The sequence below is a fragment of the Streptomyces sp. NBC_01216 genome (assembly GCF_035994945.1).
Classification (GTDB): Bacteria; Actinomycetota; Actinomycetes; order Streptomycetales; family Streptomycetaceae; genus Streptomyces.
On the sequence record NZ_CP108677.1, the window covers coordinates 6,416,137 to 6,427,920 of the forward strand.

Below are 11,784 nucleotides of genomic sequence, written 5' to 3' on the forward strand. Positions count from 1 at the left end.
CCGGAGCCGCCCCATGCACCTCGACCACCACCACCACCACGACGGCGCCGCCCTCTCCGCGGACGCCCACCGCCCCGACGGCACCCGGCGCGCCCTGCGGATCGGCCTCGGCGGCCCCGTCGGCTCCGGCAAGACCGCCACCGTAGCGGCGCTCTGCCGCGCCCTGCGCGACCAGCTCTCCATCGCCGTCGTCACCAACGACATCTACACCCGTGAGGACGCCGAGTTCCTGCTCCGCAACGCCGTTCTGCCACCCGAGCGCATCCGCGCCGTCGAGACCGGCGCCTGTCCCCACACCGCGATCCGGGACGACATCTCGGCCAATCTCGAAGCCGTCGAGGAACTGGAGGAGTCCGTCGGTCCCCTGGATCTGATCCTGGTCGAGTCCGGCGGCGACAACCTCACCGCCACCTTCTCCCGGGGGCTGGTCGACGCTCAGGTCTTCGTCATCGACGTGGCCGGCGGTGACGACATCCCGCGCAAGGGCGGCCCCGGCGTCACGACATCCGACCTGTTGGTCGTCAACAAGACCGACCTCGCCCCGCATGTCGGTTCCGACCTGCGGCGAATGGCGCGCGACGCGGCGCGACAGCGGGGCGACCTGCCCGTCGCGTTCACCTCCCTGACCGGCGTGGAGGGTGTCGCCCCCGTCGCCGCCTGGGTCCGCGAGCGGCTCGCCGCCTGGTCCGCATGAGCGTGCGCGCCACCGCCCGGCTCGTCGCAGACGCCGACGGCGGGCTGCCGCTCCTGGAGAGCGACGGGCCTCTCGCCCTGCGCCGCACCCGCGGCACCGGCACCCGCACCCGGGTCACCGTCGTCGGCGCCATGAGCGCCCCCCTCGGCGGTGACCGGCTCGCCGTCGAGGCGGAGGCGCGTGCCGGCGCCCGGCTCCAGGTCGGCTCGGCCGCCGCCACGATCGCGCTTCCCGGCCCGACCGCCGAGCCCGCCTCCTACGACGTCCGGCTGACCGTCGGTGCCCACGCGGAGCTGCGCTGGCTGCCCGAGCCGCTCGTCTCCGCCCGCGGGTCCCTCCTGCGGATGCGGACGACCGCCGAACTCGCCGCCACCGCGCGGCTGGTACTGCGCGAGGAGCAGATCCTCGGCCGCCACGGCGAGACACCGGGGACGCTCGCCAGCCGGCTGACCGTCCGCCGCGCCGGCCGGCCGCTGCTCGACCAGGAACTCGGCTACGGACCCGGCGCCCCCGACGGCTGGGACGGCGGAGCCGTCCTGGCCGGCCATCGGGCGACCGGGCAACTCCTCGTCGTCGCACCCGAGTTCGAAGACAAGCCGGTAGAGCCGCGACTGCTCGGCGAGAACGCCGTCCTCGTCCCGCTGGCCGGGCCCGCGGCACTGGTCACCGCGGTGGCACCCGACGCGCTCCGGCTGCGCCGCGTCCTGGACGAGGCGCTGCTCGCCCTGGCGCCCGCCTGAGCTGATCACCCGTCGGGTCGCCTTCGGTCGACAGGCTCTGAGTGCCCGTCGACCCGTCCGGAGCCCACCCGGGGCGTGGGGCTCACCGCTCAGCGGTACCCCCCTGTCCGGTTATGGGTTCGGCAAAGAAACGCCTGTGCGCCCTTTTGCCGTGAGCGGCTCGGACGAAAGGATCCCCCGGGACGGACCGACCGATTTCACGGCGCCGCGACGAGGGCGGCGCCGACACGAGGGGGAAACCACGTGAGACGCGTGAGTATGCTCGGCTCGACCGGCGCCCTGATAGCCGGCGTGCTGTCGGCCACGGTGCTGGCGGCACCACCCGCCGGAGCCGACAGCCGCGACCACCGTTCCCACGCGGAGTACCGCGGTGCCGTGATCGCCGCCGACCGGGCCGCGCGGCGGGGCATCGACTGGGCGGACTGCCCGGCCGGCTGGGGGCTGGAGAAACCGATCCAGTGCGGCCGGGTGACCGTTCCCCTCGACTACGCCCGGCCGTACGGCCGGCAGATCGAGATCGCCGTCGACCGTGTCGCCGCCACCGGCACCGCCGCCGAGCACCAGGGTGCGCTCGTGTACAACCCCGGCGGCCCCGGGGGATCCGGCCTGCGTTTCCCGCGCCGGGTCGTCACCAGGAACGCGATCTGGGCGAACACCGCCAGGGCCTACGACTTCGTGGGCTTCGACCCGCGCGGAGTCGGCCACTCGGCCCCCCTCTCCTGCGTCGACCCGGCCGAGTTCGTCAAGGGTCCCAAGCCCGACCCGGTCCCCGACACCGAGGCCGACAAGCGTGCCCAGCGCAAGCTCGCCGCCGAGTACGCCGCCGGATGCGCCGAGAAGAGCGGCGACCTGCTGCCGCACATGAACACCCCCGACACCGCCCGGGACCTGGACGTCATCCGGGCCGCACTCGGCGAACGGAAGCTCAACTTCGTCGGAGTCTCCTACGGCACCTACCTCGGAGCCGTCTACGGCAGCCTCTTTCCGGCCCACGTCCGGCGCATGGTGCTCGACAGCGTCGTGAACCCCTCGACGCGCAAGATCTGGTATGGGGTCAACCTCGACCAGGACATCGCCTTCGAGGGCCGGCTCGAGGACTGGATGACCTGGGTCGCCCGCAACGACGCCACCTACCACCTCGGCGACACCTACGCCGAGGTCCGCCGCCAGTGGGAGACCCTGCGCGCCGCGGCCAAGGAGCACCCGCTCGGGGGCACGGTCGGCCCGGCCGAGCTCATCGGCTTCTTCCAGAACGCCCCGTACTACGACTCCATGTGGGCCCCCGTCGCCGCGGCGTGGAGCTCCTACGCCGCCGGCGACCCCCAGCCGCTCGTGGACGCCGCCGCCGGGGACCCCACCGACACGGCCGGCAACATCGCCGCGGAGAACGGCAACGCCGTCTACAACGCCGTCGAGTGCGGCGACGCGCCCTGGCCGACCGACTGGCGGACCTGGGACCGGGACAACAGCCGGCTGCACGCGCGCTACCCGTTCATGACCTGGGCCAACGCCTGGATGAACCTGCCCTGCGCCACCTGGTCCGCGCCGCCGCGCCGGCCGACCGAGATCCGCACCGGCCGGGGACTCCCGCCGGTGCTCATCGCGCAGTCCGAGCGCGACGCGGCCACGCCGTACGCCGGAGCCGTCGAGCTGCACAAGCGGTTCAAGGGCTCGCGGCTGATCACCGAGAGGGACGCCGGGTCACACGGCATCACCACCCTGGTCAACCCGTGCCTCAACACCAGGGTGGAGGCGTACCTGCTGACCGGGCGACTGGACCACGCGGACGTGACCTGCGGGCCGCACGCTCCGCCCCGCCCGTAACTCCGGTGGGCGTGGGCGGCCGTGCGCCACGGCCCCGCCCCGCCCGCGGGAAGCGGTACACGGGAGCCGCCCTTCCGGTACACGACGGCCGGACGCGACGGCTCCCGGTGCGCCGGCCGCGGCACCCCCACCGCGCCGTCGCTCCGCTCGCCGGACCCGTCAGCGGCCCCTGCGCGGGAACCCGCGCGTCCGCCGAGTGCTCCGCGCCCCGGCCCCCGGCGGGACCTCCGCCTCGGCCTCCTTGACGCGGGCCGCGTAGGCGTCCACGTACTCCTGCCCGGACAGCGCCAGGATCTCGTACATGATCTCGTCCGTGACCGCGCGGATCGCCGCCTTCTCGCCCTCCATGCCCGCGTAGCGGGAGAAGTCCAGCGGCGCCCCGAAGCGGATGGTGACCCGCCTGACCCTCGGTACGATCCTGCCGGGTGGCTGGATCTCGAAGGTGCCCACCATCGCGCACGGAATCACCGGGACACCGGCCGTGACCGCCATGACCGCGACCCCGACCTTGCCCTTGTACAGCCGTCCGTCGTGCGAGCGGGTCCCCTCGGGATAGATGCCGAGTAACTCGCCCCGGGCCAGCACGCCGAGACCCTCGCGGATCGCGGCCCGTCCCGCTTCCTTCCCGGACCGGTCCACCGGGATCTGCCCCACGCTGCGGAAGAAGGCGGCGGTGAGACGGCCCTTCAGACCCGGACCCGTGAAGTACTCCTGCTTGGCCAGGAAGGTGATCCGCCGCTTGAGCACGACCGGCATCAGGAAATGGTCGGAGAACGACAGGTGGTTCCCGGCGATGATGGCGGCGCCGTCCTCCGGAACGTGCTCCAGTCCCTCGATCCGCGGGCGGAAGGCCACCCTCAGCAGCGGTCCGAGCAGAACGTACTTGAGCACGTAGTAGAACACCGGCGGCCCCCGTCCATGTCTGAGGGTTCCTTTGTAACGACTTGGGCGGGCGCGGTCCACCGCAGGGGAGCACACTGGGACCGATGGCAGCCGAGCGTCGACGTCCACGGCCCGGCGCAGCCGTCGCCGTGCTGTTGTGCGCGGTGATGACCGCCGGGTCGTACGGATGCTCCGACGCGGGCACACCCCGGCCCGTGCCCGCGTCCGCTCCGGCCACCCCCAGCACTCCGGTGGCACCCGCCACCCCCCGCCCGTCCGGTCTCTCACCGCTTACCGGCCTGCCCGCCCGGCCCGCGCCGGTACTCGGCGTGAAGATCGACAACGCTGCGGCGGCCCGCCCGCACACCGGCCTGGGCGCGGCCGACCTGGTCTACGTCGAGCAGGTCGAGGGCGGCCAGACCCGGCTCCTCGCGGTCTTCTCCTCCCGGCTCCCCGAACGCACCGGTCCGGTCCGCAGCGCCCGGGAGTCCGACATCGAGCTGCTCGCCCAGTTCGGTGAGCCGGCACTGGCCTACTCGGGTTCCCAGAGCGCCCTCGAACCGCTCCTCACCGCCGCTCCGCTGATCGCCCTGCCGCAGGAGGCGGCCCCCGGGGCCTTCGTCCGCGGCTCCGCCCGCGCCGCGCCCCACAACCTGTACCTGCTGCCCGGACGGGCTCTCGCGGCGGCTCCCGGGGCGAGCCTCGCCCGGGACATCGGCTTCCGGTTCGGGCCGGCCCCCGAGGGCGGTACCCCGGTCCGCGAGCACACCGTGCGCTACCCCGCCGCCCGCTACGCCTTCACCTGGTCCGTCGCGGACGGGGCATGGCGGGTGGCGATGGACGGCACGGCGGCGCGGACCACCGACGAGGGACCGCTGCGGGCGGCGACCGTCGTGGTCCAGTACGTCGACATCCGGCCGTCGCGCTTCCACGACTTCCTCGGGAACACCTCCCCGTTCACGGTGACCACCGGCTCCGGGACCGCGCTCGTGCTGCGCGACGGACGGGCCTACGAAGCCCGCTGGAACCGGCCCGATGCCACGGCCGGCACCAGTTTCACCACGCCGGCCGGGGCGCCGCTGGACTTCGCCGCCGGCCAGGTCTGGGTCGTGCTCGCGCCGCGCGTCTGACCGCGCCGCGTGCTCAGCTCTGGGGTCCCGGTCGGCCGGGACCGCGCCGCGGTGCCACCGGAACGTTGCTGTCCGCGGCGGCCAGCCCGATCGTGATCACGCCGAGCACCACCCAGCCGAACCACAACAGGCCGTTGCTCCCCAGTGCCACCGTGTACGCCGTCGTCAGCACCAGGGCCGCGACGGTGATCACGCTCATCGCCTTCGTGGGACCGGACATGGGTCCGCCCTCCTCATGACGGGGCCGTCGGGCCCATCGTCACCCCGGAGGAGGGGTGCGCGCTACTCCCGGGACGCCACCGGGCCGGTGCGCCGCCCCGGATGGCCTTCGCGGCACCCGGGGCCTACGCTGCGGGACCCGCGGCGGTCTACTGCTCGCGGGTCCGCAGCGAGGCCAGATAGGCGTTGTACGCCTCCAGCTCCCTGTCCCCGTCGCGGTCGGCCGCCCGGTCCTTGCGCACGGCCTGCCGCTGTTCGGAGTGGTACCACTGGTAGACGAGGGCGATGAGCACCAGGACGGACGGGATCTCGCTGAACGCCCAGGCGATACCGCCCGCCGCGTTCTGGTCGGCGAGCGCGTCGATCGCCAGCGAGGCCGGCGGGTTCTCGTACACCTCGACCATCGGCTGCGTCGCCATCATCAGGGCGATGCCGAAGAAGGCGTGGAACGGCATGCCCGCGAAGAGCTCCAGCATCCGCATCACGTAGCCGGGGCGGTGCGGGCCCGGGTCCACGCCCATGATCGGCCAGAAGAAGACGAGACCCACCGCGAGGAAGTGCACCATCATGCCGATGTGCCCCACCTTCGACCCCATCAGGGTGTCGAAGAGCGGCGTGAAGTACAGGCCGTAGAGGCTCGCGATGAACAACGGGATCGTGAACGCCGGATGCGTGACGAACCGCAGGTACCGGCTGTGCAGGAGCATCAGCAGCCACTCGCGGGGCCCCTTCGTCCCCCGGGCCGCGACCGGCAGGGCCCGCAGTGCCAGGGTCACCGGCGCGCCGAGCAGCAGCAGGATCGGCGACAGCATCGAGATGACCATGTGCTGCACCATGTGCACGCTGAACATGACCATGCCGTAGTCGTTCAGCTTGGTGCACATCATCAGGGCGATGCTCAGCACGCCGGCCGCGAAGAACACCGTCCGGCTGACCGGCCAGCCGTCGCCGCGAGCCCGTAGCCGCGCCACACCCCAGCCGTACAGGGCGAGGCCCGCCGCACACCCGACGAGGAAGAAGGGGTCCGCGGAGAACTCCAGCCCCCGCCCCAGCGTGAACGGCGGCAGATCCATGGTCATGCCGTGCCCGCTGTGATCCATCCGTGTACTCCTGGAGCCCGATTCGCGCTTGTTGTCCGCACCAGACTAGAACCGCCCCCGGTCGCGGACGCGACCGGGGGCGGTTCGGGACGTACGTGGCGTGGGTCAGAGCACGCACTCGGCCTCGGCGTACCGCTCGGCCGGGACCGTCTTGAGGGTCTCCACGGCCTGCGACAGCGGCACCATCACGATGTCCGTGCCGCGCAGCGCGGTCAGCATGCCGAACTCGCCGCGGTGTGCCGCCTCCACCGCGTGCCAGCCGAAGCGGGTGGCGAGGACGCGGTCGTAGGCGGTCGGCGTGCCGCCCCGCTGGACGTGGCCGAGGATGACCGGCCGGGCCTCCTTGCCGAGCCGCCGCTCCAGCTCGACGGACAGCTGGTTGGCGACGCCGGTGAAGCGCTCGTGACCGTAGATGTCCTTGGCGCCCACGTCGAATTCCATCGAGCCTTCGCGCGGCTTGGCGCCCTCGGCGACCACCACGATCGCGAAGCGCTTGCCGGCCTCGAACCGCGCGCCGACCCGCGCGGTCAGTTCGTCGATGTCGAAGGGGCGCTCGGGCACGACGATGGCGTGGGCGCCCGCGGCCATGCCGGAGTGAAGGGCGATCCAGCCGGTGTGCCGGCCCATGACCTCGACGATCAGGACCCGCTGGTGGGACTCGGCGGTGGTCTTCAGTCGGTCGAGGGCCTCGGTCGCCACGCCCACGGCGGTGTCGAATCCGAAGGTGACGTCGGTCGAGGCGATGTCGTTGTCGATCGTCTTCGGGACGCCGACGATCGGCAGCCCGGCCTCGGACAGCAGATTGGCCGCCTTCAGGGTGCCTTCGCCGCCGATCGGGATGATCGCGTCGATGCCCAGGTCGGCGACGTGGCCGCGGGCGCGCTCGACGCCGCCGACCAGGTGCGCCGGCTGGACGCGGGAGGAACCGAGGATGGTGCCGCCCCGGGCGAGGATGCCGCCCACCGCGTCAAGGTCGAGCTTGCGGTAGTCGCACTCCAGGAGGCCCTTCCAGCCGTCGTGGAAGCCGATGACCTCGTCGCCGTGATCGACGACGGCGCGGTGCACGACGGAACGGATGACGGCGTTCAGACCGGGGCAGTCGCCGCCGGAGGTGAGCACACCAATGCGCATAGCCCGAAATACCTTTGCAACGTGGGCCGACTCCCGGACCACGTCGTCCGGTTGGATCCCCGCCACCCTATCGGTGTGGGGTGGTGGGGCCGAACCGGATGTCCGCACCGTGGACATCGTAGATTCGTACGAAAGATCGTCGGGGCCTCGGAGGGGTTCGGTCGGCCTTCGGTCGCAAGGCGGAACCGGCGGCGTGTGTGTGATTGCCAGGCCGGGACGCCCTCGCGGTGGAGGAACGAGGGTGTCCCGGCATCACCGGAAGCGCGCGGTCCGGAGGCGTGACCGTCCGGCCGGAGGCCACCCGCCGGGCGCTCAGGCGGGCTGCGTGGCCGCCTCGATGCGCTCGGCGCGCAGTGCCTCGTACCAGCGGTCGTCCGTCGGCGGCAGCGCGTTCACGTCGAGGGCCAGCTTGAGCAGCAGGTCCGCGATCTGCGGGTTGCGTGCCATCACGGGGCCGTGCATGTACGTGCCGAACACGGTGTCGTTGTAGGCGCCCTCGGTCCCGTCCCCGGTGCCGTTGCCCCGGCCCAGGAGGGTGCGGGCGAACGGGCGGGCGGTCGGCCCGAGGTGGGTGATGCCCTGGTGGTTCTCGAAGCCGGTGAGCTGGGGGAGGCCGAGTCGCGGGTCGATGTCCGCGAGGACGTCACCGACGCAGCGGTCGCCCTCGCCACGGGTGGAGGTCACGTCGATCAGACCGAGTCCGGCCTCGCGTTCGCCCAGGTCGTTGATGAACTCATGGCCCAGGATCTGGTAGCCGGCGCAGACGGAGAAGATGATCGCGCCGTTGGACGCGGCGCGGGAGAGGCCGCCGTCACGCCGCAGCCGCTCGGCCGCGAGCCGCTGCGGCCGGTCCTCGCCGCCGCCGACCAGGTAGATGTCGCCGGAAGTCGGCACCGGCTGGTCGCTGCGGACGTCGACGCGCTGGACGTCCAGGCCGCGCTGGCGGGCGCGGCGCTCGACGACCAGGGCGTTGCCCTGGTCGCCGTAGGTGCTGAGCAGGTCCGGGTAGACCCAGACCAGACGCAGGCTGCTGTCACTCATGCTGCAAGTCCTCTACGGGTCAGTTGCCGACGCGGCGGCGGACGTCCTGGAACGCGGTGTAGTTGGCGATCAGCTCGATCTGGCCGGGCGGGGCCTGGCGGACGGCCTCGTCGATCGACTCGCACACCCGGAACTCCACACCCGCGACCTCCAGGCGGACCGCCAGGTCCAGCTTGCGGTCGCCGATGACCATGATCGGGTGACCGGCGAGACGGCCGTAGTCGACGTCCCACAGCCAGGAGGTGTCGGTGCCGTCGGCGCCGCGCGCGTTGACGGAGAGGATCACCGGCGTCGGCGGCTGGTCGATGAGGGAGAAGGTCTCCAGCCAGCCCGCGGGGTTCTTCGCGAGCAACAGGCGCAGGTCCCGGTCCTGGAAGCGGACCACGTCGTACCGGCCGGCCACGGCCTGTACCTGGTACATCCGCTCCAGCGCGACCTGCGGCGGTACCCCGAACACCGCGGCGACGGCGGCGGAGGTCGCGGCGTTGGCCTTGTTGGCGCGGCCGGGCAGCTGCAGGTGGATGGGCCAGGCGGAACCGTGCGGGTCCAGCACGTGGTCGCCGTTGAGCGCCCAGCTCGGCGCCGGGCGGCGGAAACCGCACTCGCCGCAGAACCAGTCGTCGCCCGGCCGCTGCATCACGCCGCCGCAGGAGGGGCACGACCAGGCGTCGTCCTTCCACTCCTGGCCCGCGGCGACCCACACCACGTTGGCGGAGGAGGAGGCGGCCCACACGATCAGCGGGTCGTCGGCGTTGGCGATCACCACGGCCTTGCTGCCGGAGAGGCCCTCGCGCCACTTCTCGGCGAGCATCCGGGTCTCGGCCGCGCGGTCGAGCTGGTCGCGGGAGAGGTTGAGCAGCGCGATCGCCTTGGGGGTGGTGTCCCGGGCGACACCGGCCAGGTACTTCTCGTCGACCTCGATCACGCCGTACTTGGCGTCTGAGCCGCCGGCCAGCGCCGAGGTGATGCCGGCGGGCATGTTCGCGCCCAGGGCGTTGGAGACGACCGGGCCGCTGGCGCGCAGGGCCTCCGCGATCAGCCGGGTGGTGGTGGTCTTGCCGTTGGTCGCGGACACCAGGACGACGTCGAGATGCTGCGCCAGGCGACCCAGCAGATCCGGGTCGAGCTTGAGCGCCACCCGGCCGCCGATCACCGATCCGCTGCCGCGCCCGGCCGCGCGCGACACCGCGGCGGCTGCCTTGCCCGCCGTCACGGCCAGTTTGGCGCGCGGCGACAGCGGCTCTGGATTACCGGGGTGTCCTGACATCTTCCTTGTTCCTCCTTGCGTCGGTCCGGGCTCAGCCTATCGAGATCGGGTCCCGGCCCTGAACAGCGGCACCGTACGGGCCTCGTCCGGAACGGCGAGGTCACGGCGGACCGTACCCTTACGCCCATGCGAAACCGGCCGATCCCCGGCAGTTCCGGCCTTGTCCGAGCCATGACGATGCTCGGCGCCCCGGTCCTGCACACGCCCTGTGAACCCGTCACCGACTTCGGACCGGTCCTCGACCGGCTGATCGAGGACATGTTCGCCACGATGTACGCCGCGAACGGGGTCGGTCTCGCGGCGAACCAGGTGGGGGTGGGCCTGCGGGTGTTCGTCTACGACTGCCCGGACGACGAGGACGAGCGTCATCTGGGGCACCTGGTCAATCCGCGGCTGGTGGAAGCGGACGGGGACGAGATACGCGGCCCCGAGGGCTGTCTGTCCCTGCCCGGCCTGGAGGCGCCCACGCCGCGCTTCGACCGGGCGGTCGTCGAGGGCTTCCGGAGGGACGGCACCCCGGTCCGCGTGGCGGGCACGGGCTTCTTCGCCCGCTGCCTCCAGCATGAGTGCGACCATCTGGAGGGCGGCGTCTACGCGGACCGCGTCACGGGGTGGCGCAGGTCGCGCCTGCTGAGGGCGATCCGCAAGGAGCCCTGGGGCGTGGACACCCGGGCCTGGGGGAGTGGGAGCTGAGAGCCTGCCGGGTGGCCTCTGACCTGGCGGGCACGCGCGCTGCCGGTGTTGCGGACATGCCCCGGTAGCTCTCTACAGCGGCATCCCGGCGCCTTGGAATCGCACGCACCAGACCGCGTCCGCCTGCCGGCCGAAGGCCACCCGACAGGCTCCGAGGGTGCCGGCGCCCCCCGGGCCGCGGCGTCGGACACCTCCGCGGGTCCCGGTGCCGGACGGTTCGCGTGAGGGCGGTGCGGGCCACTCGGGAGACGGTGGTGCGCTCCTGGGAGCGGTGCGCTCAGAAGACCGGGCCGCCGTCACGGTCGCCCGCTTCCGCCAACCGGCCCCACAGGAGGTCGGCCAGGCTGCGGACCAGTTCGGCGCGGGAGCAGGGGCGCTCGCCGAGCCACCAGTCACCGGCCGCGTGCATCATGCCCACGATGCCGTGCCCCCAGATCCGGGCCTGCGCCTCGCCGCCGGGGCCGAGGTCGATCCGCTCGGCGACGACCTGACCCAGCTCCTCGCCCATCCGCCGCAGCAGCGGGGCCGAGTGCCGTCCCACGTCGAAACGCTGCTCGGCCTGCTGGGTCTCCTCCGCCGGGTGCATAAGGAAGCGGTAGACCTGCGGCATGGCCTCGATGGAGGCGAGGTAGGTGTCGAGGGTGGCCTCGACCCTCCGGCGCCGGTCGGCCGGAGCGTCGAGCGCCGCCCGCAGCGCGCCGAGCAGCGCGTCGGTGTGGCGCGTGGCCAGGGCGCGGTAGAGCCCGCCCTTGTCGCCGAAGTGTCGGTAGAGGATGGGCTTGGTGATCCCGGCCTCCGCGGCGATCGCGTTCATCGAGGCGCCGGGCCCGTCCCGGAGCACCACCCGGTCCGCCGCCTCCAGCAGTTCGCGGCGCCGCTGCTCGGCCGTCTTCTGCTGGTCGGTGGTCCGATGTGTGGTCTCCATAGCGCGTCTCCCCGCCCGTGCGATTCCGTGAGGCTGTCGCAACGTAACACCCGACCGGCTTCCCGTGTCGGTCGGCCCGAAGCGCTCCGTCGCAGGTTGACAGGGCCTACTTGCCGGTAACACACTGCGGTTACCGCA

Annotated in this window: 12 protein-coding genes; 5 read left to right on the forward strand and 7 right to left on the reverse strand. The window is 72.7% G+C overall.

The window, feature by feature from the left end; genetic code table 11:
- Nucleotides 1–13: 13 nt before the first annotated feature.
- The 3 genes from ureG (at nucleotide 14) to OG393_RS28920 (ending at nucleotide 3,258) form a co-directional block, all read left to right on the forward strand.
- Nucleotides 14–694 carry an urease accessory protein UreG gene (ureG, locus tag OG393_RS28910; protein WP_327377623.1) on the forward strand — a complete coding sequence of 227 codons (681 nt, stop codon included), beginning with the start codon at nucleotides 14–16 and terminating at the stop codon, nucleotides 692–694.
- Nucleotides 691–1,434, forward strand: a complete 744-nt coding sequence (locus OG393_RS28915; protein ID WP_327377624.1) for an urease accessory protein UreD — start codon at nucleotides 691–693, stop codon at nucleotides 1,432–1,434. The genes ureG and OG393_RS28915 overlap by 4 nt, the downstream gene beginning before the upstream one ends.
- Nucleotides 1,435–1,692: 258 nt before the next feature.
- The gene (locus tag OG393_RS28920; RefSeq protein ID WP_327378585.1) at nucleotides 1,693–3,258 is read left to right on the forward strand and encodes an alpha/beta hydrolase; all 1,566 of its coding nucleotides are present in this window, start codon (nucleotides 1,693–1,695) and stop codon (nucleotides 3,256–3,258) included.
- 159 nt (nucleotides 3,259–3,417) lie between these two features.
- Here OG393_RS28920 and OG393_RS28925 read toward each other — a convergent pair whose 3' ends face one another.
- Nucleotides 3,418–4,161: a lysophospholipid acyltransferase family protein gene (locus OG393_RS28925; RefSeq protein ID WP_327377625.1), complete on the reverse strand. Its 744-nt coding sequence runs from the start codon at nucleotides 4,159–4,161 to the stop codon at nucleotides 3,418–3,420.
- An 83-nt stretch (nucleotides 4,162–4,244) separates the two neighbouring features.
- Between OG393_RS28925 and OG393_RS28930 the strand changes: the two genes are divergently transcribed.
- Nucleotides 4,245–5,270 (forward strand): DUF3048 domain-containing protein, encoded by a 1,026-nt coding sequence (locus OG393_RS28930; RefSeq protein WP_327377626.1) that lies wholly within the window; start codon nucleotides 4,245–4,247, stop codon nucleotides 5,268–5,270.
- A gap of 13 nt (nucleotides 5,271–5,283) precedes the next feature.
- Here OG393_RS28930 and OG393_RS28935 read toward each other — a convergent pair whose 3' ends face one another.
- The 5 genes from OG393_RS28935 to OG393_RS28955 form a co-directional block, all read right to left on the reverse strand.
- Nucleotides 5,284–5,490, reverse strand: coding sequence for a hypothetical protein (locus OG393_RS28935; protein WP_327377627.1), 207 nt, complete (start codon nucleotides 5,488–5,490; stop codon nucleotides 5,284–5,286).
- A gap of 148 nt (nucleotides 5,491–5,638) precedes the next feature.
- Nucleotides 5,639–6,589 (reverse strand): cytochrome c oxidase assembly protein, encoded by a 951-nt coding sequence (locus OG393_RS28940; RefSeq protein WP_327377628.1) that lies wholly within the window; start codon nucleotides 6,587–6,589, stop codon nucleotides 5,639–5,641.
- A gap of 105 nt (nucleotides 6,590–6,694) precedes the next feature.
- Nucleotides 6,695–7,720 (reverse strand): 6-phosphofructokinase, encoded by a 1,026-nt coding sequence (locus tag OG393_RS28945; protein ID WP_327377629.1) that lies wholly within the window; start codon nucleotides 7,718–7,720, stop codon nucleotides 6,695–6,697.
- A gap of 312 nt (nucleotides 7,721–8,032) precedes the next feature.
- Nucleotides 8,033–8,761 carry a type 1 glutamine amidotransferase gene (locus OG393_RS28950; RefSeq protein ID WP_327377630.1) on the reverse strand — a complete coding sequence of 243 codons (729 nt, stop codon included), beginning with the start codon at nucleotides 8,759–8,761 and terminating at the stop codon, nucleotides 8,033–8,035.
- A gap of 19 nt (nucleotides 8,762–8,780) precedes the next feature.
- Nucleotides 8,781–10,028 (reverse strand): Mur ligase family protein, encoded by a 1,248-nt coding sequence (locus OG393_RS28955; protein ID WP_327377631.1) that lies wholly within the window; start codon nucleotides 10,026–10,028, stop codon nucleotides 8,781–8,783.
- A 126-nt stretch (nucleotides 10,029–10,154) separates the two neighbouring features.
- On the opposite strand from OG393_RS28955, the gene def reads away from it, so the two are divergent.
- Nucleotides 10,155–10,721 (forward strand): peptide deformylase, encoded by a 567-nt coding sequence (gene def, locus OG393_RS28960; RefSeq protein ID WP_327377632.1) that lies wholly within the window; start codon nucleotides 10,155–10,157, stop codon nucleotides 10,719–10,721.
- A gap of 277 nt (nucleotides 10,722–10,998) precedes the next feature.
- On the opposite strand, the gene OG393_RS28965 is transcribed toward def, so the two are convergent.
- On the reverse strand, nucleotides 10,999–11,646 hold the full coding sequence (locus OG393_RS28965) for a TetR family transcriptional regulator (RefSeq protein WP_327377633.1): 648 nt from the start codon (nucleotides 11,644–11,646) through the stop codon (nucleotides 10,999–11,001).
- Nucleotides 11,647–11,784: the final 138 nt, after the last annotated feature.

Excerpts from the sequence above, each read along its gene's own strand:
- ureG (WP_327377623.1), top strand. The coding sequence starts at position 14 with ATGCACCTCGACCACCACCACCACCACGACGGCGCCGCCCTCTCCGCG.
- OG393_RS28945 (WP_327377629.1), bottom strand. The coding sequence starts at position 7,720 with ATGCGCATTGGTGTGCTCACCTCCGGCGGCGACTGCCCCGGTCTGAAC.
- OG393_RS28915 (WP_327377624.1), top strand. The coding sequence starts at position 691 with ATGAGCGTGCGCGCCACCGCCCGGCTCGTCGCAGACGCCGACGGCGGG.
- OG393_RS28935 (WP_327377627.1), bottom strand. The coding sequence starts at position 5,490 with ATGTCCGGTCCCACGAAGGCGATGAGCGTGATCACCGTCGCGGCCCTG.
- OG393_RS28965 (WP_327377633.1), bottom strand. The coding sequence starts at position 11,646 with ATGGAGACCACACATCGGACCACCGACCAGCAGAAGACGGCCGAGCAG.
- OG393_RS28940 (WP_327377628.1), bottom strand. The coding sequence starts at position 6,589 with ATGGATCACAGCGGGCACGGCATGACCATGGATCTGCCGCCGTTCACG.
- OG393_RS28950 (WP_327377630.1), bottom strand. The coding sequence starts at position 8,761 with ATGAGTGACAGCAGCCTGCGTCTGGTCTGGGTCTACCCGGACCTGCTC.
- OG393_RS28920 (WP_327378585.1), top strand. The coding sequence starts at position 1,693 with ATGCTCGGCTCGACCGGCGCCCTGATAGCCGGCGTGCTGTCGGCCACG.
- def (WP_327377632.1), top strand. The coding sequence starts at position 10,155 with ATGCGAAACCGGCCGATCCCCGGCAGTTCCGGCCTTGTCCGAGCCATG.
- OG393_RS28955 (WP_327377631.1), bottom strand. The coding sequence starts at position 10,028 with ATGTCAGGACACCCCGGTAATCCAGAGCCGCTGTCGCCGCGCGCCAAA.
- OG393_RS28930 (WP_327377626.1), top strand. The coding sequence starts at position 4,245 with ATGGCAGCCGAGCGTCGACGTCCACGGCCCGGCGCAGCCGTCGCCGTG.